22 protein-coding genes and 1 riboswitch are annotated in these 24,198 nt (G+C 37.3%); of the genes, 20 read left to right on the top strand and 2 right to left on the bottom strand.

Features of this window, described 5'->3' with window-relative positions; translation table 11 throughout:
• Nucleotides 1-7 precede the first annotated feature (7 nt).
• The 17 genes from mutL to cobT all read left to right on the top strand — a co-directional run bounded on the left by mutL (nucleotide 8) and on the right by cobT (nucleotide 19,236).
• Entirely contained in the window at nucleotides 8-1,870 is a 1,863-nt protein-coding gene (mutL, locus tag ACMGGO_RS16950; protein WP_420282085.1) for a DNA mismatch repair endonuclease MutL, read from the top strand.
• Between the two features lie 18 nt (nucleotides 1,871-1,888).
• On the top strand, nucleotides 1,889-3,382 hold the full coding sequence (glpK, locus tag ACMGGO_RS16945) for a glycerol kinase GlpK (protein WP_054550562.1): 1,494 nt from the start codon (nucleotides 1,889-1,891) through the stop codon (nucleotides 3,380-3,382).
• Between the two features lie 18 nt (nucleotides 3,383-3,400).
• Nucleotides 3,401-5,047 (top strand): glycerol-3-phosphate dehydrogenase/oxidase, encoded by a 1,647-nt coding sequence (locus ACMGGO_RS16940; RefSeq protein ID WP_349725368.1) that lies wholly within the window; start codon nucleotides 3,401-3,403, stop codon nucleotides 5,045-5,047.
• A gap of 3 nt (nucleotides 5,048-5,050) precedes the next feature.
• On the top strand, nucleotides 5,051-5,968 hold the full coding sequence (locus ACMGGO_RS16935) for an alpha/beta fold hydrolase (RefSeq protein ID WP_016991959.1): 918 nt from the start codon (nucleotides 5,051-5,053) through the stop codon (nucleotides 5,966-5,968).
• On the top strand, nucleotides 5,955-6,857 hold the full coding sequence (miaA, locus tag ACMGGO_RS16930) for a tRNA (adenosine(37)-N6)-dimethylallyltransferase MiaA (protein WP_420282084.1): 903 nt from the start codon (nucleotides 5,955-5,957) through the stop codon (nucleotides 6,855-6,857). Before ACMGGO_RS16935 ends, miaA begins: the two co-directional genes overlap by 14 nt.
• A gap of 97 nt (nucleotides 6,858-6,954) precedes the next feature.
• Nucleotides 6,955-7,185 carry an RNA chaperone Hfq gene (gene hfq, locus ACMGGO_RS16925; protein WP_004225825.1) on the top strand — a complete coding sequence of 77 codons (231 nt, stop codon included), beginning with the start codon at nucleotides 6,955-6,957 and terminating at the stop codon, nucleotides 7,183-7,185.
• A gap of 95 nt (nucleotides 7,186-7,280) precedes the next feature.
• Nucleotides 7,281-7,583, top strand: coding sequence for a rhodanese-like domain-containing protein (locus ACMGGO_RS16920; RefSeq protein WP_009371183.1), 303 nt, complete (start codon nucleotides 7,281-7,283; stop codon nucleotides 7,581-7,583).
• A gap of 291 nt (nucleotides 7,584-7,874) precedes the next feature.
• Nucleotides 7,875-8,729, top strand: coding sequence for a polysaccharide deacetylase (locus tag ACMGGO_RS16915; protein ID WP_319840032.1), 855 nt, complete (start codon nucleotides 7,875-7,877; stop codon nucleotides 8,727-8,729).
• 30 nt (nucleotides 8,730-8,759) lie between these two features.
• Nucleotides 8,760-9,620 carry a nitrilase-related carbon-nitrogen hydrolase gene (locus ACMGGO_RS16910; protein WP_257961774.1) on the top strand — a complete coding sequence of 287 codons (861 nt, stop codon included), beginning with the start codon at nucleotides 8,760-8,762 and terminating at the stop codon, nucleotides 9,618-9,620.
• 11 nt (nucleotides 9,621-9,631) lie between these two features.
• Nucleotides 9,632-10,645, top strand: a complete 1,014-nt coding sequence (locus ACMGGO_RS16905) for a sugar ABC transporter substrate-binding protein (RefSeq protein WP_112117529.1) — start codon at nucleotides 9,632-9,634, stop codon at nucleotides 10,643-10,645.
• Nucleotides 10,646-10,733: 88 nt separating this feature from the next.
• Nucleotides 10,734-12,260, top strand: coding sequence for a sugar ABC transporter ATP-binding protein (locus ACMGGO_RS16900; protein WP_112117530.1), 1,527 nt, complete (start codon nucleotides 10,734-10,736; stop codon nucleotides 12,258-12,260).
• Nucleotides 12,257-13,255, top strand: coding sequence for an ABC transporter permease (locus ACMGGO_RS16895; RefSeq protein WP_112117531.1), 999 nt, complete (start codon nucleotides 12,257-12,259; stop codon nucleotides 13,253-13,255). Before ACMGGO_RS16900 ends, ACMGGO_RS16895 begins: the two co-directional genes overlap by 4 nt.
• Nucleotides 13,256-13,269: 14 nt before the next feature.
• A complete protein-coding gene (locus tag ACMGGO_RS16890) occupies nucleotides 13,270-14,016 on the top strand; it encodes an SDR family NAD(P)-dependent oxidoreductase (RefSeq protein WP_420282083.1) in 747 nt (248 codons plus the stop codon).
• A gap of 21 nt (nucleotides 14,017-14,037) precedes the next feature.
• On the top strand, nucleotides 14,038-14,796 hold the full coding sequence (locus tag ACMGGO_RS16885; protein ID WP_181574654.1) for an SDR family NAD(P)-dependent oxidoreductase: 759 nt from the start codon (nucleotides 14,038-14,040) through the stop codon (nucleotides 14,794-14,796).
• 22 nt (nucleotides 14,797-14,818) lie between these two features.
• Entirely contained in the window at nucleotides 14,819-16,159 is a 1,341-nt protein-coding gene (locus ACMGGO_RS16880; RefSeq protein ID WP_288584043.1) for a sensor histidine kinase, read from the top strand.
• Nucleotides 16,160-16,185: 26 nt separating this feature from the next.
• Nucleotides 16,186-17,496, top strand: coding sequence for a response regulator (locus ACMGGO_RS16875; protein WP_112117535.1), 1,311 nt, complete (start codon nucleotides 16,186-16,188; stop codon nucleotides 17,494-17,496).
• 417 nt (nucleotides 17,497-17,913) lie between these two features.
• Nucleotides 17,914-18,090: riboswitch (cobalamin riboswitch) on the top strand.
• Between the two features lie 90 nt (nucleotides 18,091-18,180).
• Complete coding sequence (gene cobT, locus ACMGGO_RS16870) at nucleotides 18,181-19,236, top strand: nicotinate-nucleotide--dimethylbenzimidazole phosphoribosyltransferase (protein WP_420282082.1); 1,056 nt, start codon at nucleotides 18,181-18,183, stop codon at nucleotides 19,234-19,236.
• A 51-nt stretch (nucleotides 19,237-19,287) separates the two neighbouring features.
• Here cobT and ACMGGO_RS16865 read toward each other — a convergent pair whose 3' ends face one another.
• Entirely contained in the window at nucleotides 19,288-19,893 is a 606-nt protein-coding gene (locus ACMGGO_RS16865; RefSeq protein WP_004225816.1) for a trimeric intracellular cation channel family protein, read from the bottom strand.
• Between the two features lie 341 nt (nucleotides 19,894-20,234).
• Here ACMGGO_RS16865 and ACMGGO_RS16860 point away from each other — a divergent pair, with 341 nt between their 5' ends.
• From ACMGGO_RS16860 to glnA, 3 genes are all read left to right on the top strand, one after another.
• Nucleotides 20,235-21,488 carry an aminotransferase class I/II-fold pyridoxal phosphate-dependent enzyme gene (locus ACMGGO_RS16860; RefSeq protein WP_420282081.1) on the top strand — a complete coding sequence of 418 codons (1,254 nt, stop codon included), beginning with the start codon at nucleotides 20,235-20,237 and terminating at the stop codon, nucleotides 21,486-21,488.
• 154 nt (nucleotides 21,489-21,642) lie between these two features.
• Entirely contained in the window at nucleotides 21,643-22,020 is a 378-nt protein-coding gene (locus tag ACMGGO_RS16855; protein WP_004225812.1) for a MerR family transcriptional regulator, read from the top strand.
• Between the two features lie 55 nt (nucleotides 22,021-22,075).
• On the top strand, nucleotides 22,076-23,410 hold the full coding sequence (gene glnA / locus ACMGGO_RS16850) for a type I glutamate--ammonia ligase (RefSeq protein ID WP_004225810.1): 1,335 nt from the start codon (nucleotides 22,076-22,078) through the stop codon (nucleotides 23,408-23,410).
• A gap of 98 nt (nucleotides 23,411-23,508) precedes the next feature.
• On the opposite strand, the gene ACMGGO_RS16845 is transcribed toward glnA, so the two are convergent.
• Nucleotides 23,509-23,814, bottom strand: a complete 306-nt coding sequence (locus ACMGGO_RS16845) for a CotD family spore coat protein (RefSeq protein ID WP_016991980.1) — start codon at nucleotides 23,812-23,814, stop codon at nucleotides 23,509-23,511.
• Nucleotides 23,815-24,198: the final 384 nt, after the last annotated feature.

The raw sequence follows: 24,198 nt of genomic DNA, 5'->3' as shown, positions 1-24,198 counted from the left end.
TACGTTAGTGGGAAACATACAAATTATGGACGAATGGCTATCCAATAAAATCGCAGCAGGAGAGGTAGTAGAAAGGCCAGCTTCTGTTGTCAAAGAGCTAGTGGAAAATGCTATTGATGCTGGGAGTACGTCCATTGATGTTTTTTTACTAGAAGCAGGTCTCACTTCTATTCAAGTAATAGATAATGGTAGCGGTATGGATGAAGAGGATGCACTAATGTCATTCTCTCGTCATGCTACTAGTAAAATTCATCAGGAACATGATTTATTTCGTATTAGAACACTTGGCTTCCGTGGTGAGGCGTTAGCATCCATAGCCTCTGTTTCTAAAATGACATTGATTACATCAAATGGTGAATCTGGAACACATTTAGAACTTGAAGGTGGACATATCCTCACTCATAAACCTGGTCCGTTACGTAAAGGGACTGATTTAACAGTCTCCCAGCTATTCTTTAATACACCTGCCCGTTTAAAATATATGAAAACCATTCAAACCGAACTAGGGCATACAATAGACCTGATGAATCGCCTCGCACTTGGTAATCCACAAATAGCATTCAGATTATTGCATAATGGTCAACAACTACTGCAAACAAATGGCCGAGGAGATGTACAACAAGTGCTAGCAGCTATTTATGGAATACATAATGCGAAGAAAATGGTGTCATTCCAAGGCGAGTCACATGATTATCGAATTTCTGGCTTTGTATCCTTACCAGAGGTAACACGTGCTTCTAAAAATTATATGTCTCTATTTGTTAATGGTCGTTGGGTCAAGCATTATTTAGTACAAAAGGCCATTGTGGATGCTTACCATACGTATTTACCTATCGAGCGCTTCCCAATAGTTGTTCTATATATAGAGGGTGATCCTTACTTAACAGACGTGAATGTGCATCCTGCAAAACATCAAATTCGTTTAAGTAAAGAGGCTGAGCTTTTAAAGTTAATAGAGGAAACCATTCGTGAAACAATACGCAACATTATTCGAGTCCCACAAATGGAAAAGAAAGAAAAAATAGTTAAACCAGCTACTGAGCAATTAAACATTTGGAAGCCTGCTCCGAAGATCGATGTAGAGAAAATGAATGCCATCGTAGAAAAATTATATGATGCCCAAACCATTCAAGAAAACAATCTTGAACAGATAGATGAGCCTAAGCTAATTTCTACGGTTCGAGAAGAAAGTTGGCAGCCTACACCACAAATAGAGGCTGAAACAATTGATGAAGTAACAATAGCTGCACAGTCGGAAATATTGGAAGAGACGCCTACGAAGGAACCCTTTCCTGAACTCGAAGTAGTGGGACAAATCCATGGCACATACATTGTCGCACAAATGGAGGATGGTTTTTATTTAATTGATCAGCATGCTGCTCAGGAACGTATTAAATACGAATTCTTCCGTGAAAAAGTCGGTCAAGTTAATCCTCATGAACGTCAGGCATTATTGTTACCACTAACATTCCATTATGCAGCAGATGAAGCACTGATCTTACGAGAACACAGGCATGAATTAGAAGCTGTAGGCGTATTTTTAGAGGAATTTGGACAGTCATCTTTTGTTGTACGTGAGCATCCGAGTTGGTTCCCACAAGGGGAGGAACAGGAAATCATTGAGGATTTAATTGAACAGGTGTTGACAACTAAAAAGGCTGATATCAAAAAACTGCGTGAGGCAGCCGCAATTATGATGAGCTGTAAAAAGTCAATCAAAGCCAATCATTATTTAACAAAAGAGCAAATGGAAACATTGCTACGAGATTTACGCAATGCAGATAATCCATTTACATGCCCACACGGACGTCCAGTGCTTATTCACTTTACATCATATGAAGTGGAAAAAATGTTTAAACGGGTTATGTAAGGGAGAGGGGGAAAATGGATGGGTGAATTTATTTTAGCGATTGATCAAGGAACGACAAGTTCAAGAGCCATTTTATTTGATAAAAAAGGTCAAATTGTTCATGTAGCACAAAAAGAATTTCAACAAATTTTTCCAAAGGCTGGCTGGGTAGAGCATAATGCCAATGAAATATGGGGTTCTATCTTGTCCGTTATTGCGGCGGTATTAACCGAAAGTGGCCATGAAGCAAGTGAGGTTCATGCGATCGGCATTACCAATCAGCGCGAAACAACAGTGGTGTGGGATAAACACACAGGTCAGCCGATTTACAATGCGATTGTCTGGCAATCACGCCAAACACAGGACATTGTGAATACCTTAAAAGAACAAGGACAGGAAGAACATTTTCAGCAAAAGACAGGGCTTCGCTTAGATGCTTATTTTTCAGCGACAAAAATTAAATGGATCTTAGATAATGTTGAAGGCGCTCGTGAAAAGGCAGACAATGGGGATTTATTATTTGGGACGATTGATACATGGCTTGTTTGGCGATTATCAAAGGGAAAGGCTCATGTGACCGATTACTCAAATGCAGCTCGAACAATGCTCTACAATATTCATGAATTGAAGTGGGATGAGGAACTTTGTGAGCTTTTAGCTATCCCAATGTCCATGCTTCCAGAAGTGAGAAATTCATCAGAAATATATACAGAAACGGCTCCAAGTATATTTTTTGGAGAAAAAATTCCGATAGCTGGAATTGCGGGTGATCAGCAAGCCGCACTTTTTGGACAAACTTGTTTTACCAAAGGAATGGCTAAAAACACGTATGGCACTGGCTGCTTTATGCTATTAAATACAGGAGAGCAGGCAGTGACATCGGAAAATGGTTTATTGACAACCATTGCGTGGGGAATTGATGGGACAGTGACCTATGCATTGGAAGGTAGTGTATTTGTAGCAGGATCAGCTATTCAATGGCTACGCGATGGACTTAGGATGATTCGTACAGCAGAGGATTCTGAATCCTATGCTAGAAAAGTAGATCATACCGATGGGGTTTATGTTGTCCCTGCCTTTGTTGGACTCGGTACACCTTACTGGGATACAGATGCACGTGGCGCCATTTTTGGGTTAACACGTGGAACATCAAAAGAACATTTTATTCGAGCAACACTAGAATCATTAGCCTATCAAACGAAAGATGTACTAGATGCAATGGAAGAAGCAGCAGGTACTCCGATTGAAGTACTCCGTGTAGATGGTGGAGCTGTCAAAAATCAATTTTTAATGCAGTTCCAAAGTGATGTTTTACAGCTACAAGTAGAGCTAGCAAAACTGAATGAGTCAACAGCACTCGGTGCAGCCTATTTAGCGGGGCTGGCGACAAGCTTCTGGCCAAATCAAGAGGCTTTATCTGCATTATGGGTGAGTGGGGAAACCTATCAACCTCACATGGATGAAGAACAAGCCACAGCTCTGTATACAGGATGGCAGAAGGCTGTAGAGGCAACACGTATTTTTAAATCATAGCTATTGGGGGAGAAAGGTATGTTTTCATTTGAGCAGCGACCAAAAATTTTATATTATCTAGAGCACTATAGCTTTGACGTATTAGTCATTGGTGGTGGTATTACAGGTGCAGGAATTGCATTAGATGCCGCATCAAGAGGCCTTTCTGTCGCATTAATTGATATGCAGGATTTTTCAGCTGGTACGTCGAGCCGTTCAACCAAATTGATTCACGGTGGTCTACGTTATTTAAAGCAATTTGAAGTAGGAGTTGTAGCCGAGGTAGGGCGAGAGCGTGAAATTGTTTATGATAATGCTGTACATGTCACAACGCCTGAAAAAATGCTATTACCTTTATATAAAAAGGGTTCACTCGGTCCCTTCACAACATCTATGGCATTAAAGGTCTATGACCGCTTGGCAGGCGTCAAAAAACATGAACGTAGAACGATGTTAAATGCTCAGGAAACCCTGGCATTAGAGCCATTACTTAATCAAGATGGCTTAGTCGGCGGTGGCTATTATGTAGAATACCGTACAGATGATGCCCGTCTAACAATTGAAGTATTAAAAAAGGCTGTAGAATATGGAGCGCTTTGCCTCAACTATGCTGAAATGACGGAATTTATTTATGAAAAGAAAAAGCTTGTTGGCATTAAAGTGAGGGATCATGTGACGGGGAAAATGCTCAATGTCCATGCCGCCCAAATTGTGAATGCAACGGGTCCTTGGGTTGATGACGTACGACAAAAAGATAAAGTAGCAGATAACAAGCAATTACGTCTAACAAAGGGCGTTCATATTGTCCTCAAACAAAAGGATTTCCCGCTAAAGCAAGCTGTTTATTTTGATATTGCTGATGGTCGTATGGCCTTTGCCATTCCACGAGATGGCAAAACCTATGTAGGGACTACGGATACTGTCTATGAAGGTAATCCTGTACATCCAGTGGCAACACAGCAAGATGTGGATTATCTAATTGAGGCTGCTAAAAAGGTCTTTCCAACTGCTACTATCACAAGAGACACAATTGAATCCTCTTGGGCAGGCGTACGACCTCTGATTTATGAAAAAGGTAAGGATCCATCAGAAATTTCAAGGAAAGATGAAATTTGGACAGCGCCAAGTGGTTTAATGACGATTGCGGGTGGCAAGCTTACGGGCTATCGCCAAATGGCTGAAACGATTGTGGATAAAATTGTGAAGTCCCGTCGCTACAAGCATGCAAGTGCCTGTTTAACACGTGAGCTAGCACTTTCTGGTGCAAAGGGAATTAACGCTATTAATTTCCCGGACTATATTGCCTATAAAGCTCGTGAAGGCGTACAATATGGCTTAAATTATGATGAAGCCAAGCATCTCGTACAAAAGTATGGCACGAATGTAGATGCCTTATTTGATCGGGTGAAATTTTTACATGAACATGGTAGTACAATGCCTCTTGCCTTACATGCGATGCTACTGTATGGCATTGAAGCCGAAATGGTCTATACACCAAGCGACTTCTTTATCCGTCGGACTGGTTTATTATACTTCGATATTGAAGCAGTAAAACTTTATAAACAGCAAGTGATTCAGGTGATGCAACAACGCTTAAATTATACAGAGGAGCAAAAAAATAGATATATTGCTGAATTAGAGCAAGCCATTAACGATGCAACAAATTTTGTGAAAGAAGGGGAGTAAGGGATGGAGCGTTATATTCAAATGTCGGATGAACAATTTGTCTTCACGCGAACATTGGAGCCTTCAACGCCATGTATTGGACATATTCACATTTTGCATGGCATGGCAGAGCACAGCGGTCGCTATTTAACATTTGCGAAAACACTCAACGCAGCAGGCTATGTTGTGACGATGCACGATCACCGTGGGCATGGTGAAACGGCAGCATATAATGGGACATTGGGCTTTTTTGCTGAAGAAAACGGCTTTGAGCGTGTTGTAAAAGATGCTCATGAAGTGATTACACAACTTCACGTACCATACGCTAATGTACCATTAATTCTCTTTGGCCATAGTATGGGTTCTTTCATTACTAGACGCTATATTCAATTATACGGAGAGCAAGTAGATAATGTTATTCTCTGTGGCACTGGAAATGTGACAGCCTTGCATGCTGTAGGAAATCTAGTAGCCAAGGCTTTAGCTAAGGGACTAGGAAAAGAAACTGAAAGTAAGCTGTTAAATCAATTGAGCTTTGGTAGCTTTAATAAGCAATTTCCCAATCCGAAGACTGCCTATGATTGGTTATGTTCAGTACAACAAGAGGTGGAAAAGTATATCGATGATCCTTATTGTGGCTTTATTCCAACGAATCAATTTTTCGTGGATTTGACAACTGGCTTTGCCACACTAAATCGTAAAAGAGAATTAGCAAAAGTAAGAAAAGACCTCCCTATTCTCTTGATTAGTGGCAGTAAAGATCCGGTTGGTGAACAGGGGCTAGGCGTTTACAAAGTTGCTGAACAGTTAGCAGCGGTGGGAGTAGAGGATGTAACGGTTTATTTATTCGAGGATAAACGACATGAAATTTTAAATGAAGACAATCAAGAAGCGGTCTTTCAAGTTTTATTACGGTGGTTAGAAAAATATGATAGAAACTAAATTGCAGCAGGCAGAGGTCGTAGCAATAGTGGGACCGACTGCCTCTGGTAAAACGGCATTAAGCATTGAACTGGCAAAAAAATATAACGGTGAAGTCATTAATGGTGATTCCATGCAAGTTTATAAAGGGCTCGATATTGGGACAGCTAAAATTACCGAAGAAGAGATGGAGGGCGTTCCTCATCATCTACTTAGCTTTTTAGAGCCTACAGAATCTTTTTCGGTAGCAGATTATCAAAAATTAGTACGTGCGAAGATCGCGGAAATACAAGCTCGTCAAAAATTACCTATAATAGTAGGAGGCTCTGGCTTATATGTACAAGCTGTCCTCTATGATTTCCAATTTACTGATGAAAAAGTAGATGAAGAAGCACGAAAAGCCTACTATGAGGAATTAGAAAAGCTTGGCCCTGAGGCAATGCATGACAAATTAAAAAAACTAGACCCTCAAACAGCGGAGACAATCCATCCTAACAATACACGTCGTGTTATTCGTGCATTAGAGATGCTGGAATTAAGCGGTGTATCAAAAGCAGCTGAAGCGCAAAATCGAGGAGAAGTACCCCTTTACAACCATGTTATTTTAGGGTTAGGTCAAAACATGTCTCGAGACGTGCTATATGACCGTATTAATCGTCGTGTTGATTTAATGATGGAAAATGGTCTTCTGCAAGAGGTGAAGGGATTATGGCAGCGAAATATCCGTGGTGTGCAGTCTATACAAGCCATCGGGTATAAAGAATTATATGATTATTTAGATGGTAAATGTACCCTAGAGGAAGCCCTTGATAGCTTAAAACAAAATTCCCGTCGCTATGCAAAAAGACAGCTTACTTATTTCCGTAATAAAATGGATGTCCATTTTATTACGCCTGATGATCGATTATAAGAATAAAGAAAAATTTCTAAAAATTACTAATTGATAAATTGGTAGAACATGCTACTATAGGAATGAAGAGGTAGAAAGTTAGTAGGGAGGCTATTTGATGAAATCAATCAATTTGCAAGATACGTTCTTGAACCAACTACGTAAAAACAGTGTTTTTGTAACTGTATTTCTGTTAAACGGATTTCAGTTAAAAGGGACTGTGAAATCATATGATAATTTTACAGTATTACTACTTGATGCTGAAAATAAGCAGCACCTAATCTACAAGCACGCCATTTCTACATTCGTACCAGCAAAACAAATAGAGTTTTTAGAGACAGAAGTATAATAAGTTTGTTAAACAGTTAGTGTTCTCACACTGGCTGTTTTTTTTGCTACAAGCTATAATGATAGTGGAATTTGATATTTTGGAGGACAAAGTTTATGAAAACAATGGAAACAACACAATTATTAGATCTGTTAGATGCAAATGAGGACCTATATATTATCGATGTACGTGAAGAGGATGAAGTAGCCCATGGCATGATCCCAGGTGCTCAACATATTGCACTCGGAACTATCCCTGAACGTTTAGAGGAATTAGATGTAGAAAAGCCATATATTATTGTATGTAAGGCTGGAGCTCGTTCTGCCAATGCGTGTGCTTACTTAGAGGCACAAGGATTTGATGTAACAAACCTTGAAGGCGGCATGCTGGCTTATGATGGAGAATTAGAATTTAAATAGCTAGATTTTTAAGCCTTCGAGTTAGTATGCGAGGGCTTTTTTAGTATATCAAGTAACAATATTCTACCCTATTGCAAAAGCGTTGCAGTCGGAAAAGACAGGGAATAATCATACTAGTCATTATAAAATTCCTTAAGAAAATACATAAGAATCACCAATTAGAAGATTGATGCAAAAAAGCAGCTATTTTTTGTTTTATTTAAAAAATAACTGCTTTTTAAATTTTTGCATTTTTAAAAATAATCAGAATTATGTATATTTTTGTTGTAGTTAAACAAAGGAGGAATTGATATGCAAAGTACAGGTAGAGTGAGAATCCCTGAGGGAAAAAAAGTTGCCGTAAACATTGGTGTAGATTTTGATGCAGCATCTGTATGGTATGGCACGTTTGGTCAAACATCTCCAGCCTATTTGGCAAGAGGGGAATTTGGAGCTGAGGTCGGTGTGCCAAGATTATTGAATTTATTTGAGAAATATAATATTAAAACAACATTTTGTATTCCAGGACATACGATAGATACACACACAGAGACGGTTAAAGACATTATTAAAGCTGGACATGAGATATGCCATCATGGCTATGCACATGAAAATCCAACCAATATGAGCTATGAGCAAGAGGAAGTTATTATGTTAAAGGGATTAGAGGCCTTAAAACGAGTCGGGATTGAACCTGTAGGCTATCGTTCACCAGCGTGGGATTACAGCCCAAATACATTAAAGCTATTAGAAAAATATAATTTTAAATATGATAGTAGTTTAATGGGGAATGATTTATATCCATATCGTCCAAGAGAAGTAAATGTCGATTTTGACAATGGCAACACGTTTGGTCCTCCAAGTGATATTATTGAAATTCCTGTTTCATGGTATTTAGATGATTTTCCAACTCAAGAATATGTGATTGGCGGGGGAGAGGGTCTTCGTTCAAACACAGAAGTATATGAGCGTTGGCAATCTATTTTCGATTATGCAGTCGAGCATGTAGAGGGGGCATGTTATATTTTAACCGTTCATCCTCAAACAATAGGACGAGCACATAATATACAGATGCTAGAAAAGCTAATTCGATACATGGAAGAGAATGGAGCTTGGTTTACAACACTTGCAAATATTTGCTCGGCATACGAGGAAAGTGCAAATTAAATGATCAGACAAAAAGGAGGAAATAAATCCATGCAAGTAAAGGTTTCGAATGTTCAATTTAAATTTGAAAGCTATTTATCTTTTGAGGATTTTGCCAATACGGTCCAACGAATTTTTAAAGATATTCCTTTAGAAAGTGATTATGTTTTATTCCCTGAACTCGTAACAATTGGTCTATTAACAACTTATGACGATTATCACACATTTACAAGTCAAGATAATCGTAAGCTTGCTAATTTTTTAAATGAGTATATTGAGCTGTTTAACACATTATCTAAAGCTAGAAATCAAATTATTATTGCTGGCTCCACGCTTGAGCAGGAAGGATCATATATTTATAATACAGCTTATATTTTTGATGGAAAAGGGAATTATGCTAAGCATAGAAAAACGCATATTTTCCCAGCAGAATCGAGTTGGGATACAAAAGAAGGCGATACACTTGAAACATTTGATATTGGACCAGTAAGAATTGGGGTAGCTATTTGCTATGAAATTGAAATACCTGAAATAGCGACAATTTATAGTAGACAAGGAGCGGACATCATTTTCTGTCCTTCCTATACATTTACTAAGCATGGTTTTTGGCGTGTTCGTCATTGTGCTGAAGCAAGATGTGTTGAAAATCAGTTATACGTTATTCATTCCCCTATTATTGGGGAGGTGGATGGGGTTATAGAAACAGGATTTGGATATTCTTCGAATTTATCCCCTTGTGAGCTACCATGGACACCTAACGGGATAATGGAAGAATGTACGACAAGCGATTTTGAGGTTATTACTTCTATACTAGAAATAGATACGTTATATGACAAACGAAAAAATGGTGTTGCTACTACTTATCATGATAGAAAACGGAGAAATGATATATATCAAAAATATAATAAGTAAGAGGTGTTTTTATGAAGAAATGGTTAACAGTGTGTTTATTCGTAGTTATGATCATGTTGGTGGCATGTAGTAGTACGGATGATTCAGGCAGCTCAGAGGACAAGCAATCCTCTGACGATCAGAAAACAATTGCCTTTTTCTCAGCAGGAGCTAGTAATAATTATTTACAAACAGGCATTAAAGAGGCTGAAAAGGTGGCAAAGGAATACGGGTGGAAAATTGAAATATTTGATGGCGGCTTTGATCCACTTAACCAGCTTAACCAGCTCCAAAATGCTGTAGCACAAAAAAAATTTGACGCCTTTTTAATTGAAGCAGTGGATGGCAATCAGCTATGTGATTTGGTTCAAAGCTCAGTTCTCCCTGCGAATATTGCCGTTTCAGCTATCAATATTGAATTGTGCGGAGCTGTTGATGATGCTGCTGAGGGAACCCTTACGTTTGTCGGTGGACAAGGTGTAAATGTTTATCAAGATATTTATAAGGATATTGTTGCAAACAATCCAGGTGGTGGGAAAATTGCCATTATTGGTGGACCGTCTACTGGGACCCCTTATTTAAACAATATAAAAGGCATGGAGCTTGAGATAGCCGATAATGATAAGTGGCAAATCATTGGCCCATATTCAACTGATTACACTGCAAATCAAGCGTTCCAAGTAACACAAAACGCTTTGCAGGCTCATCCTGACTTGAAGGTTATTTTTTCAAACTATTCAGGTATGTCAGCAGGGGTTGTAGAGGCTGTGAATGCTGCTGGTAAAAAAGGAAAAGTGAAAATTTATGATTTTGGCGGGGACGAGTGGTCCTTTGAAGCAATTAGAAATGGTGATATTGAACAAACCGTTATTATGCTTCCAAAAGAAGAGGTACAAAGAGGAATGGAAGCGATTAAAAATCATTTTGAAGGAAAGGATTATCAATCCTTTTATGATTTAACACAAGAGGAAATCTTACCAGGCACACCTTATGTAAATAAAAATAATATCGGAGATTTTGAGACAAAAGGGTTACCAGAATATTAGATGTAAGCCATCGTGAAAATATAGGGCAAGTTCACAGATTCTATTTAATCACCTTGTGTGCTTGCTTTATCAGGAGGAGAGTGATTTTATGATAAAGGCGACACCCATTATCAATATCACTAATTTATCAAAAAAATATGGAGAATTTTTTGCTAATCAGAGTATTAACATCACAATATCAAAGGGTCATTGTCACGCTTTTATTGGGCAAAATGGCTCAGGTAAATCAACGCTTATTGGCATGCTTTCAGGTAGAATTAAGCCTACAGAAGGCAACATTTTTATTGAGCAAAATGAATTGCATTATGGTGATCCTTATAGTTCGAGAGAGGCTGGCATTGCCACAATTTTTCAGGAATTAACCATCATACCGAATATGACTGCCTTAGATAATGTATTTCTTGGCTTTAAGGAAGGCAAGTCGATTTTGGTTAATCGAAAAAAACGGTTAGAACGATTTTATGAATTGAGCAAGCTTTTAAATACCCATATTTCACCAAATTCTTATGCCATTGATTTATCTGTAGCTGATCAGCAAATTCTTGAAATTATGAGATGTTTAAATTTAGATTCCAAAATATTAATTTTGGATGAGCCTACTTCTTCTTTAGCACAGAATGAGAGAGAGGCTTTATTAGAGGCTTTAATGGAATTGAAAAAAAGAGGAATCACCATCCTTTACGTTAGCCATCATCTAGATGAAATTATGAAAATTTGTGATTCATTTACGGTATTAAAGAATGGTGTAGTTACAGAGCATAGGGACATAGAGGGTTGGACAAAGCAAAAAATTGTTCATGCCATGCTTGGTGAGGAAATTGACAGCGATTTTAAAGAAATCTTAATGCAGGAGTATCCTCATCAAATTCCTTCAGAGGAGATTGTATTAGAGGTTGAAAATTTGGAGAGCTTCCACTTTTTAAAAAATATCTCCTTTACATTAAAGCGGGGAGAAATTTTAGGATTGGGTGGGTTAGTGGGCTCAGGCAGAAGTGCAATTGCTCACACGCTCTATGGGCTAGGAGAAGGCTGTAGGGGAACGCTTAAATTACAAGGTGAGTCTCTTAAAATTCCTTCTACACCAAGACAAGCAATGGGATATGGAATTGTATTAGCTCCAGAGGATCGGAAAAAAACAGGTCTTCATCTAGGTTTTGAAGTACATGAAAACATTCATCTAATTGATTTAAAACGTATTGGTTCCTATGGTTTTTTATCTACTAAAAAATCTAAAAATCTTGCGCAACAATATATTCGAGAGTTTAAGTTAACACGACCAATTAACTCCATTGTTAAAAATTTATCGGGTGGAAATCAACAGAAGGTTTTACTGTCAAAGGTTACAAGTGTTAACCCAAAGGTTTTAATAGTTGATGAACCTACTAGAGGGATTGATGTTGGCGTTAAATTAGATGTATTACGTAAATTAAAGGAGTTAGCGATGCAAGGTATGAGTATCATTATTATTTCCTCAGAGCTAGAAGAGGTAGTTGCTGTTAGCAATCGTGTACTTGTTATATCTAAAGGGGAAATTGTTAATGAATTAACGGGGAAAGATATTAGTGTTAAAAAAATCGTTGAATCAACGTTTTTGGAAGGGAGTCACCATACATGATGAACAAACTATCTGAAGAGCAGAATTTGACTTCTTATAGCAACAAAATTCTGAATTTTGGAAATATCAAGAATTTTGGATTTAGATATGGAGTAGTGTTCGCATTTGTAGTGCTAATTATTATTTCATCGATTGTTTACAATGGGTTTTTAAATCCTACAAATGTATTAAATATGCTAAGTCAATTAGCCATTATTGGCATCATGGCTGCTGGAATGACCTATGTTATGATCACTGGCGGCTTAGATATGTCCATCGGGGGATTATACGCTGCAACGGCTGTTGTAGCTGCAAGCTTAGTTGATAGCACGTCTATTTTTGTAGCTGTGATAGTCGGTCTATCCATTGGTCTCATTGCAGGCTTGTTAAACGGTGTGTTAATCACTTATTTGAAAGTTCCTCCCTTTGTAGCCACACTAGGAACAGGCTCTATTTTCACTGGCTTTGCATTAGTATACTCAAAGGCACAGCCATTTTTTGTAAAAGACCCAGCCTATAAGTTTTTTGGTTCGCATTATTTAGGACCAATCCCCGTTTCAGTCATTATTCTAGCTGCTATTTTTATTACGCTAGGGATAATTCTCTCTTACACGCTATATGGAAAGGCTCTCTATGCTGTAGGAGGAAACCGTGAGGCTAGTAGATTAGCAGGTTTAAAGACAAATCGCCTAATCATTAGCACATATATCATCTGTGGTCTATGTGCCTCAATGAGTGGTATCATTTTATCTTCTCGACTTGCACAGGGGCAGGCAAATATAGGAGAATCAATTGTTTTGGATGTAATAGCTGCCGTCGTTATTGGAGGCACTTCCCTTTCAGGGGGGCAGGGTGCAATTTGGCGAACATTTATTGGTGGAAGTATTTTAATCATGATTTCAAATGTTTTTGATAGTCTTTCCATCAGTACGTATTGGCAATCAATTTTTAAAGGTGCCATTATTATTGTCGCTGTTATGATCGATTTTTATGGTCGTTCGAAGATTCAGAAATAGAGAGGATGAATAAAATGCGCTTACACAATAAGGTAGCAATCATTACAGGTGCAGGAAATGGACAAGGGTTAGCAGAGACTGAATTGTTTTTACAAGAGGGAGCGAAAGTAGTTGCCACAGATATAAACGGGGAGGCATTGGACCTTTTGATGAAGCGCTACCCGAGAAGTGATCATCTTTTTATGCATAAGCATGATGTATCCTCTGAAGCAGAGTGGGATAGCGTTATCCAAAAGGCCATTCAATTGTTTGGACGTATAGATATTTTAGTAAATAATGCTGGCATTCCCTCAAGAAACTCAATTATACAGGAAGATTTAGAGGGCTGGAATAAGGTTATGACCATTAATGCGACAGGTACTTTTTTGGGTGTTAGAAAATGTGCTGAGCATATGATAAAGCAGCGAGCGGGAAGTATTATTAATATCTCTTCGGTCTATGGAATTATTGGCGAAAAGGGCTATGTGTCTTATCATGCCTCAAAGGGAGCTGTCAGAAGCTTAACAAAGGCAGCAGCAATGGATTTAGCAGAATATAATGTACGGGTAAATTCTGTGCACCCTGGCATGATTAAAACGGAAATGACACGAGATCTTTTTGAGAATAACGAAAAAGCGAAATGGATGAAAGAAGTAACGCCTTTGCCATTACTTGGAAATCCTATAGATGTAGCCTATGGTGTTTTATATTTAGCGACTGATGAAGCGAAGTTTGTAACAGGCAGTGAGCTAGTGATTGATGGTGGTTGGATTGCGAAATAAAAATTATTAATGGAGGTATTTATGACGAAGCGTATTCTCATTACAGGGGCTACTGCTGGCATTGGCAGAGCTACTCTCGATAAATTTTACCAGGAGGGTTTTCATATCCTTGCATGTGATATTAATGTAGCGGAAGGTAGCAAGCTAAGTGATATTTATGGTGCTCAGGTTGATTTTATAGAATTGGATGTTACAAATGAAAATAAATGGAAATCATTACAAAGATATATACATGACAAAGGCTATGAAATTGATGTATTGTTTAATAACGCTGGAATATTTGTCATGAATGATCTTACTACAACTACAGAAAAAGAGTATCAGTCTATGTTTGATATTAATGTTAAGGGTAGCTTTTTAGCATTAAAATATATTGCACCTATTATGTATAAACAGGAAAATGGCTCGATTATTAATGCATCGTCCAATGCAGCCTTTTTTGGAGCAAAAGGTTTAGGAATATACGGGGCTACTAAAGGTGCTATTCGAACACTTACAAAAAACGCAGCGATGGAATTTGCACCTTTTATTAGAGTAAACTCCATTCATCCAGGATATATCCAAACACAGATGATTGAATATGCAGCACAAAAATCAAATAAGACACCTCAGGATCAGGTAAAATATGTACCTTTAAAAAGATTAGGACGTCCAGAGGAAATTGCATCCTTAGTCTATTATCTAGGGAGCGAGGATGCTTCCTATATTACGGGTAGTGAAATTGTCATTGATGGTGGTGTTTCAAGCGGCCAGTCGATCTGGGAAGAGGAACATTGCTAAGAAGCTTGAAAGGGTGAGAATGATGTATTTATCGTTAAAATATAAATATCTTATTCTTACCCTTGTTGTATTTATTTTACCGTATTTTATGATGACCATAATTTATATAAATAATGTTGGCGAATATCAAAAGAAACTTTTAATAGAAACAAGGCTAGAGGTATTAAAAAAAATTCATTATTTTAATTCGTCTTTTGAGAGTAATCAAGCAAGTACAAAAGTATATCATGAAGTGTTAAATTCTATTTGGGGAAGCTACTCTGATTTTCTTTTATTAACAGAGCAAAAAGATATAAAATTCAGCACAAATTCCCATATATCAGAGCATGAGGAGTATTTTCTTAAACTGGAGCCTCAGAAAACCAATTACTATAAAATTGATTATTTGAATGTAGAACGAATTCTAATGTATTCATTTGATTCCTTTAATAATTGTTACTATGTTGTCATTGCTACGTCTGACTCCATTTTTAAAGAGGTAAATAATAAAAAGGAGGATTTAATGGCTTTTGCAATTGCTTCTACCTTACTGCTAACCATCATCACCTTTTTATATTCCAATAAAATAAGCACAACGTTACAAATGCTTATTGAACGTATTACCTCTTATAGAAAAGCAATTTATCATTTTGAAGATAAAGAGAAAAAGCATGTTTGGATTAATGATGAGTTAGATATTGCCAGTCATGAATTAAACCAAACCATTGCTTATATGGTAGAAAAGGAAAAAGGCTATGTTCGAGAAAACTATGAAGCGCAATTGAATAATTTACAAAGCCAAATTAATCCTCATTTTCTTTACAATACCTTAGATAATATTAATCAATTAGCCATGATTCATGAGGTTGAGGAAATTTCTACATTGAGCGTTGGGCTTGCAAAGCTTTTTAGATATAATACGGGCAACAGTGAAAATGAAACAACCATTGAAAAAGAGCTAGAGATTATTGAAGAATATATTAATATTATGAAAATAAGAATCTCTTATTTACTATTTGACATTCAAATAGAAGAAAACGATTTATTACAAAATGCTATTTTAAAATTTACACTCCAACCAATTGTAGAAAATATTTTTAAGCATGGTTACAACCATAAAGAAGCTCTATCAATAAATATCAAAATTTATCGAAAAAAGAATTATGTAATAATTGAAACTTATAATAAGAGCGAATATAAGGATACTGCTAGAATAGCTATGCTAAATGATAAAATGAATGAAGAAAATCACGAAGGCAGTATTGGTTTAAAAAATGTAAATAGGCGTTTAAAGATAAAATATGGAGAAGCATATGGTGTAATGGTGCTAGTCAATGAGCAACAATACTTTGTGTCGAGAATTTTGTTACCATATAAGAAATAATATCTTCTAACGGTGAGGTGAGCTCTATGAATCTTTTTATTGTAGAAGATGAAAACTTTATTAGAGAGGGTTTAAGCTTTTTTATTAACAGAAATTTTATAGAATCCTTACGTGTTTATTCTTATACAACGGGGGAGGATATGCTGCTGGCAGCTAAAGAAATTGCTCCAGATATTGTTTTATCGGATATTAATTTACCCGGGATAAGTGGAATAGAGGCTGTTCAGGAGCTAAAAAAGTTTCATCAATTTAAGGTGATTTTTCTATCTGGCTATGACGATTTTCAATATTTACAAAGTGCTATTCAAATTGGAGCTGAGGATTACATTTTAAAGCCAATCGATTATAAAAACCTAAAGCTAAAGCTATCACAAACGATGGAAGCATTGAGCATGAAAAAGCAAGTAGATTATGCAATTAAATATAATCAATTATTAAATTTACTATTGGCCTTTGATCAACAAATGACAGATTGTAGTATCTATTCATTTGAATACTTTATGGTTAGTATAAATCAAACAAAAAATATCGGAATTTCACATGCTCATGAGTTATTTTACTTTAATATTTTTGGGGAACATATTGAGATTATGAATACCGATTTTGTATTGTCATATAGTCAGCATAATCATATTGTTCTTCCAAAAAAAGACTTACATGATTTAAATCAAGCTGTGCTGGAGTTGCTTCTAAAGAGGCATCTAAATACTGATAGCACTGTGCTAAATAAAAGAAAATCCATTTTTGATAATCAAATCTTTACAGATGAATTAAAATTAAAAGAATTTATTGTGGTTTTACAAAATATAAATATTGATTTTCAGCAGAGGTTAGAAATCATGATTATGTTTTTATTACAATATAGCATCTATTTCAATTGCTTGGAAACATATCATCGCGCTCAAAAAATAATTGGTATCCAACATCAAATGATTAAAGAAGCCAATTTATCAAAAATAGTAAATAACTATATCATGCCACTCGTCGATAAAATACTTAACTTACATGGCAATAGGGATAATTTAGGTAAAAAAATAGTCGATTATATTTATACGCATTTTGATGATCCGCAACTAGATTTGAATTATTTATCAAACATCTTTAACAAAAGCCAAGCAAATTTAAGTATATTAATAAAAAAAAGCATTGATAAAAATTTTATCCACCTATTAAATGAACTTAGAATTAACAAAGCTAAGCAGCTATTAGATTATAGTGATAAAAGAAATAATGAAATTGCTTTATTAGTAGGTTATAGCAATGAAGAATATTTTAGTAAAGTATTTAAAAAATATGTTGGTATGACACCTGCTAAATATCGATCCATAAAAAAATAGAAAGAATGATGTACTGTAGATTCGTTCTTTATAGGCTAAACACGTAGAAAGTAGGAACCAGAAGAGAGTTGACAAATTGTGTGTGTTAAAAGAGCTTGTTAAAAAAATTCTGCAATTTTCTTTAACAATGTTATTTCTCAGACTTTAGTAACTAGTAAATTTTAAATCATGTATATCGATGTTAAATCTATTCTTTTACTTATGTTTGGCATTAGCCATCCCGGTATAGGCTCATCTTTTTTTGAGAATAGTCATTTGAAGGGGCAAAGTGTATTCATTTTAAACTATATTGACTCGCTAACAATATTGGTTTCTATTCAATAGTTATAGGAACTATGTGAAATAGCTCCAAATAAAAATACTTTACTTTAATTGTTTCGTATTGATAGCAAGAAAGCTTTGTAGTAAATTAAAAGAAATTACATAAAAGCAATAGGTGCCCATTAGGGAGAATAGGGAATAAAGTGAAAAGCTTTAGCGGACCCGCCACTGTATAAGGGAATTTCATAGTGTATGCCACTAGCAAATTGCTGGGAAGGTACTATGAGGTGTTGAACTTGAGCCAGGAGACCTGCCTACATGCTATAGAAGATATAGATGATGGAAAAGTCTGTAGTTTATTTGTCATGACAATAAACTACAGACTTTTTATTTTGTCTTATGAGAACGAGAGGAGAAATAATCATGCAATTATTACAAGACACAATTCAAAACATTCAGGGGGCTGATATGAAAAGTATGGAGCAAGCTAGAAAGCGGATTGATGCGCTTTGTAAGCCCCCAGGTAGCTTAGGTAAACTAGAATCACTTGCCGTACAGCTCTCTGGTATAACAGGACAATTATATCCGATGGTCGACAAAAAAGTGATGATTGTCTGTGCTGCAGATCATGGTGTTTACGAGGAAGGTGTAACCACGAATCCACAAGATGTTACGGTCTTTCAAACATTAAATTTTCCTAAGGGGGGTACAGGCGTTTGTGCGATTGCGGGGATTACCAATGCAAAGGTGGTCACAGTAGATGTGGGTGTAAAAGAAGATATTCCACTTGATGCAGGTGTCATTATTCATAAAATTAAATATGGTACAGATAACATGGCACATGGTCCAGCTATGGCCAAACAAGAAGCCATTCAATCGATAGAAGTAGGAATCCGTGTGGCCACTGAGGAAATCATAAAAGGTGCTGATGTACTTGGGACTGGAGAAATGGGCATCGGCAATACAACACCAAGTGCTGCGATATTAGCTGTTTTAACGGGATGCAACCCTATCGAAGTAACGGGGTTTGGTGCAGGAGTAGGCCAAGGAGGCATTGCCTATAAAGCAGCAGTTATTGAAAAAGCAATTACCTTAAATAAGCCTAATCCAAATGATGTTATTGATGTTCTGGCTAAGGTTGGAGGGTTAGAGATAGGGGCGATGACAGGTATTATTCTTGGCGCTGCTGCCCATCGTAAACCCGTTGTCATTGATGGATTTATTTCAACTATAGCAGCCCTCATTGCTTATAAGCTCGAACCAAAAGTAATCGATTATATCATTCCTTCCCATGCTTCAGAGGAACCAGGGGCAAAAATTGCCGCTGCCTTACTAGGCATTGAACCAATGTTGCACATGAATATGCGTTTAGGCGAAGGTTCTGGAGCAGCCTTAGCCTTTCCTATTTTAGATGCAGCTTGCTCGATGATGAAAAACATGGCGACTTTAGAAGAATCAATGCAGTTGTTAAAAAGATAAAAACAATAAAACAGCCAATGACTTAATTTTTGGTCATTGGCTGAATGGTGTTTATGCACGATTTAACTTTCGTAATGGCAAGCGCCACTTCATCATATAGGAAAGAATACGTAAAGCTGTAATCACTGCGAATAAAATATAAAGGAAAATGTCTCCTGTAAAAACCTCGAATCCGATTAGCAATCCTGCAAGAGCTGCCCAAACACCATAAACTTCATCACGGAGAACTAATGGTTTTCTTCTAGCTAATAAATCTCGTACAATACCCCCACCTGAACCTGTCAAAACAGCAGCTACAATGACTGCGCTTACTGGCATATCAAGCTTAACAGCATAGAGTGCGCCTTGAATAGCGAATGCTGATAAGCCAATCGCATCTGTGAAGTTACCCCAACGATGCCAATGTTGAATCAGATGATGCGGAAAAATAAAGAATATCGTAATCGCAGCAAGCGCTATTTGAAACATCATATCCTGTCCCCAAAGTGTTGTGACAGGTAGTCCAATGAGTAAATTTCGGATAGCTCCTCCACCAAAAGCAGTCACAATACCAAGTATATATACACCGAATAAATCGTATTCTTCTTCCATGGCAATAATTGCCCCAGAAATAGCAAAGGCAATTGTTCCTATAATACTAAAAACCTCCCAAGCCATCCCTTTCACCCCTTCTATCAATAAATAAACTTTATTAAAAGTTAAAAGACTTTTTACGTAACAGAATCTATGAATTTAATAGCCAAAATCGGTCATTAAATACGCATCTTGAAATGAGTCCGCACATTAGCTTAGCGTAAAATCCTCTTAGAAACAATAGGCAAGTTTTACAGGTGCACATACAAATTGATAAAATGTGATTAAAATAAAGAAAAACATTCGTCAAAAGCGTTCATATACCAGTAGTTGGTTAGGGAATTCTAGAGTGATTGAAGTCAATTTAGATAGTCAATAAATCTTACTGATTGAAATGCGAGACATTGTGAAATGGAGAAGAAAGAATGACGTTTACATCAAATTTATCAACAGAAACGCTATCGTTAGCGGCAAAAGTAGAGGAGCAAGTTCGGCCTTATCATGCCAATGTAGAAGAAATGGCGTTCTACAATCAGCAGAAGGTGCTAGCAGCTTTCAGAAAGCATCAAGTAAGTGATTATCATTTACACCCATCAAACGGCTATGGCTATGATGATGAGGGGCGCGATAATCTAGAGCGTGTTTATGCGGAGGTATTTGGTGCAGAGGCAGCCATAGTCCGACCACAAATTATTTCAGGCACACATGCAATCACGCTTAGTCTATTCGGTGTTTTGCGTCCTGGTGATGAGCTGCTTTATATTTCTGGTCAGCCATATGATACATTGCAATCCATTGTCGATGGTGGTGATAAAGATACAGGTTCACTGAAAGATTATAAAATCGGTTATCGACATGTGGATTTACTAGATAATCAGGTTATTGATTGGGCAGGTGTTGAAGAGGCCATTACAGCACAAACCAAAATGATTGCGATTCAGCGTTCAAAAGGCTACGCCACACGTCCATCCTTTACAATTGAAGAAATTGCAGAAATGTGTGTAAAGGTACGTAAATTAGCTCCGAAAGCTATTATTTTTGTAGATAACTGCTATGGCGAGTTTGTAGAGGCGCAGGAACCTACAGAGGTCGGTGCTGACTTAATGGCAGGCTCGCTCATTAAAAATCCAGGTGGAGGCTTGGCTAAAATTGGTGGCTATATTGCTGGCCGAGCAGATTTAGTGGAGAAATGTGCCTATCGTATGACATCTCCAGGTATTGGAGCAGAAGCGGGGGCCACATTAAATACACTAGGTGATTTTTATCAAGGATTTTTCCTAGCACCACATGTTGTATCGCAAGCACTAAAAGGGGCAATATTTACAGCTGCAATGCTTGAGGAAATCGGCATGAGCACTTCTCCAAGCTATCACGCGAAGCGTACAGATTTAATTCAATCAGTATCGTTCCAAACAGCACAGCAAATGATTGACTTTTGTCGTGAAATACAAGCGAACTCACCGATAAATGCCCATTATGCTCCTGAACCAGCCTATATGCCAGGCTATGAAGATGATGTCATTATGGCAGCTGGAACATTTATTCAGGGGTCCAGCATTGAGCTAACAGCGGATGGCCCAATACGACCTCCATATACAGCATTTATCCAGGGCGGACTAACATACGAACACGTAAAATTTGCTATTTGCAGTGCGGTTCAAGCCATTCAAAAAGCATAACAAGACAATAGATAAAGCCTAAATATGAATAGTTTTTTACAATTTTTAATCGAATTGAAAAAAATAGTGCCAACCATGTTAGATAACCTTACATGGTTGGTTGACAGTAAAAAAATTTCGTTATATGATAAGCGGGTATTGGAGGAGGACTTAAATGAGTCGTGAAATTAGACGAACTATGCCGTTATTATCGATGAGTATCGTGATGCAATTAACAGAGCTTTCGGCAAGACAAATTCGTTATTATGAAGAACACCATTTAATTGAGCCGCACCGAACAGAAGGCAATCGACGTATGTTTTCACTAAATGACGTCGACACATTGCTTGAGGTTAAAGATTACTTAGAACAGGGTATGAATATGGCGAAGATTAAAAAAATATTTGCTAAAAAGAAAAATCCTGTTGCAACAACTGATGAGCAAGATTTAAGTGATTCAGAATTACGCCAAATTATGCGCGAAGAAATGCGTCAAGCACAGCGCATGCAAAAATCGTCCATCCGAAGAGGGGATTTATCTCGATTCTATTAATAAATAGAGTAGGGTAAACATAAAAGCTAGACAAATTATAGGAGTGTGGAAAACTGTGGGTAAATACACAAAAGAGGACATTAAACGTCTCATCGAAGAAAAAAACGTAAGCTTTATTCGTTTACAATTTACAGATATTCTTGGCACTATCAAAAATGTTGAGATTCCTGTAAGTCAATTAGACAAAGCACTGGAAAATAAAATGATGTTTGATGGCTCATCTATTGAAGGTTTCGTTCGAATCGAAGAATCTGATATGTATTTATATCCTGATCTTGATACTTTCGTAGTATTCCCTTGGACTTCTGAAAAAGGGAAAGTAGCACGTTTTATCTGTGATGTATACACTGCGAAAGGCGAACCGTTTGCTGGTGACCCACGTAACAACCTAAAACGAATTCTTAAAAAAATGGAAGAAATGGGCTTCTCAAGCTTCAATTTAGGGCCTGAGCCAGAATTCTTCTTATTCAAATTAGATGCAAAAGGCGAACCAACATTAGAAGTAAATGACCATGGTGGTTATTTCGATTTAGCGCCAACAGATCTTGGTGAAAATTGCCGTCGTGATATCGTGTTAGAGCTAGAAGAAATGGGCTTTGAAATTGAAGCATCACACCATGAGGTAGCTCCAGGACAACACGAAATCGACTTTAAATATGCGGATGCTGTTACTGCATGTGATAACATCCAAACATTCAAATTAGTGGTTAAAACAATCGCTCGTAAACATGGCTTACACGCTACATTTATGCCAAAACCACTATTTGGTGAAGCAGGCTCTGGTATGCACTTTAACGTGTCACTATTTAAAGGCAAAGAAAATGCGTTCTATGATGAATCTACAGAATTAGGTCTTTCTGAAACAGCTATGCAATTCATGGCGGGTGTTCTTGCACACGTACAAGGTTTCACAGCTGTAACAAACCCAACAGTTAACTCTTATAAACGTCTAGTACCAGGTTATGAAGCACCATGTTATGTAGCATGGTCTGCACAAAACCGTTCACCATTAATTCGTATTCCATCTGCACGTGGCCTTTCAACTCGTGTTGAAGTACGCTCTGTAGACCCTTCTGCAAACCCATATTTAGCGATGGCTGTTATTTTAGAAGCAGGTCTTGAAGGTATTCGTCAAAGCCTAACACCACCTGCTGCTATTAACCGCAACATCTATGTGATGTCGGAAGAAGAGCGTCAAGCAAATGGTATTGAAAACCTACCTGCAGCACTTGATGATGCACTAACATTACTTGCTAAAGATCAAGTAGCACAGGAAGCATTAGGTGAGCATATTTATGCAAACTTTAAAGAAGCAAAAGAAATCGAGTTCGATATGTACCGTACAACTGTTCATCAATGGGAACGCGATCAATATTTAAAAATGTATTAATCATAAAGATACCGAGTGCCTGATAAAGGGTACTCGGTTTTTTTCTGAACATATTAGGAACGATGGGGTCATATGACAACCCCATCGTTATTTTAGTATTAGCGCATATGTTTATGATGGTGTGGCATATGGCAAGGGTTAGGTGGCATACCGCACATTGTATGTGTTTCACAGCATTCATTCACGACAGATTCTGTGCATGGGAAATAATACTGATGATCAATCATATGTTTGTTCACTGTTGTAACATGTGCAGGTTGTACGTGTGGAACAACTGTATGGATATAATTTGTGCGTACATATTGCTCTGGTGGTAAAAATTGTGGTGGATCATATTGCATTGGCATCATTTGTGGCGGACAGCAGTGAGGACCTTTTGCCGGATGGCGTCTTCGTTGAAACATGTTATTACCTCCTGTTTTGATAAGTTGTAGTTCATTATTAAGATATGAGATATACGTCGATAGGGTCTATTTATTTGCCTATTAATGCATAGGTAAATCTAACAAGTAACTAAAATAGTAGAAAATCTATAATCAATTTGCCTACGTCTTTGAGTGAAATGAAAGCATGACATATTGTTGAAAATGATGATGTCAACGGCAGGAAAAGCAATTTCGCAGGGCGAGGCGTTTTCCGTTCCATCATCGTCCTTTCCAAAGGGCGATGATCCTCCCCTGATCATGCTGCAAAACTTCTTTCATGTCTAACAGTAGTGAACAAAATAGCACATATTTTCAAAGTGAAGATAATGAGTCTAACAACCATCCAAATGCTTGGTTTTCAAC

This window comes from Lysinibacillus sp. BNK-21 (assembly GCF_048684915.1).
GTDB lineage: Bacteria > Bacillota > Bacilli > Bacillales_A > Planococcaceae > Lysinibacillus > Lysinibacillus capsici.
This window is presented reverse-complemented; position numbering and strand designations above follow the sequence as displayed.